The sequence below is a fragment of the Kitasatospora sp. NPDC032150 genome, assembly GCF_055579945.1.
The window spans coordinates 1-1,666 of record NZ_JBVIMH010000103.1 but is presented as its reverse complement, the minus strand read 5'-3'; the positions used below and the strand labels follow the sequence as shown (position 1 = coordinate 1,666).

Below are 1,666 nucleotides of genomic sequence, written 5' to 3'. Positions count from 1 at the left end.
TGAGAAGTTTTCATCCTGAAGTTGCAGGTCACGGGGCTGGCGTGGGGCGGGGCTGGGGTGCTCGTGCCGGTCGGGGGCGTGATCGTTAGCAGGTGATCGTCTGTCGTGTGGCCGGTTCGCGGGAATCGCGGTGGCGGTCGTGTCCGGCTCGTAGGCTCCGTGGGAGGTGCCGGGAGGGGTTGCTGGTGGATGTGCTGGTGTGGGTGATGCAGCGGCGGGTGGTGTTGTCCGACCGGGCGGAGCGGCTGCGCAAGGAGCTCACCGAGATCGACGCCGAAGTCGCCCGGCTGGAGGCCGCGGAGGTGGTGTTCGGGCAGTTCGCCGACGCCCGGCGGGCCGGGAAGGCCGACGACCCGGCCATGGCCGAGGAGTTCGCGCGGGTCACGACCTCGCCGGGGGCGGGCGGGATGCTGCTGGTCCCGCACCGCGAGGACGGCATGGACGCGAGCGTACTGCCCGCGGACTACCAGGCGATCATGAGAATCGTGACCGCGGTGTCGGAGCCGGTTCCGGCCAAGGACGTCAGCGTCGAGCTCGGCAGGGGAACCGGACCTGGGCAGGTCGAGCCGGTCCGCGACAAGCTCCGGCGCCTGGCGGACCGGGGCTGGCTGCACCGCACCCCCGCCGGACGTTTCACCGGCCTGCCCGCTCCCGCCGCATGACCTGTCCCGACTGGATTTCGGCGTAACGCACAGGCCCCCGGCGAGAGTTGGGGATTCCATGCGAAAGAAGACCAGCCCCGCCGAGGGCCCTGACGGCCTTGTCTACCAGTGCCGCCTGTCGCTGTCGAGCGCCACCCTGGAGATGGTCGCCGACCTGATCCGCGCCCATCTGAAGAGGATCGGCTCCAGGTGGCGCAAGCTGCCGCCTGGGAAGATCGCCCTGATCGTCCTCGCGGTCCTGCGGCACGACCAGCGGCTTTCCGACATGGCCGGCGGCAATGACGTCTCGGCCTCCACCGTGCGCCGCTGGCTGCTGGAGGTCATCGCCCTGCTCGCCGCCCGCGCCCCGCGCCTGGAGCGGGCGCTGAAGAAGGTCACCCGATCGGGTGGCGAGGTGGTGTTGATCGACGGCACCCTCGTTCGCACCCGCCGCCGCACCGGGGAGGAGAACCGGCCGAACTACAGTGGGAAGCACAAGGTGCACGGCCTGCTCTTCCTCGCTCTGACGGACGAGCGGGGCAATTTGCTGTGGATCTCGGCGGCACGACCAGGGCGGTCCTCGGAGATCACCACCGCCAGGCATAACAAGATCACCACCAGGCTGCGGGAAGCCGGTCTCGGTGCCCTGGCCGACCTCGGGTTCGTCGGCCTGGACGACGACCCCGACGACCCCGTGATCGTCACCGGCCGCAAGGCGGCCCGAGGACGGCCGCTGACCGACGCCGAGAAGCAGGCGAACCGGCTGGTCAGCCGCGAGCGGGCGGCGAACGAGCACGGCTTCGCGGACCTGAAGAACTGGCGGATCCTCACCAAGGTCCGCATGAACGCCAAGCACGGCACCGCGCTGCTGCGGGCCCTGCTCGTCCTGACGAACGCGGAGATCAGCCGCTGACTGGAACGGCGGACGATCTCCGCAAGACGATCACGCCAGCCACCAGCGCGAGTACCTCACCACCAGCTCACGCCAGGCCCATGACCTGCGAATTCAGGATGGAAACGACCCA

2 protein-coding genes are annotated in these 1,666 nt (G+C 69.7%); both read left to right on the top strand.

From position 1 onward, the window contains the following. Positions 1-185 precede the first annotated feature (185 nt). Positions 186-662 carry a hypothetical protein gene (locus ACZ5ON_RS35985; protein WP_465601826.1) on the top strand — a complete coding sequence of 159 codons (477 nt, stop codon included), beginning with the start codon at positions 186-188 and terminating at the stop codon, positions 660-662. 58 nt (positions 663-720) lie between these two features. Continuing rightward, complete coding sequence (locus ACZ5ON_RS35980) at positions 721-1,554, top strand: transposase family protein (protein ID WP_465601823.1); 834 nt, start codon at positions 721-723, stop codon at positions 1,552-1,554. The last annotated feature ends 112 nt before the right edge of the window (positions 1,555-1,666 follow it).

Bases quoted from the DNA above. Each gene is read 5' to 3' on its own strand.
- ACZ5ON_RS35980 (WP_465601823.1), top strand. From the start codon at position 721: ATGCGAAAGAAGACCAGCCCCGCCGAGGGCCCTGACGGCCTTGTCTAC.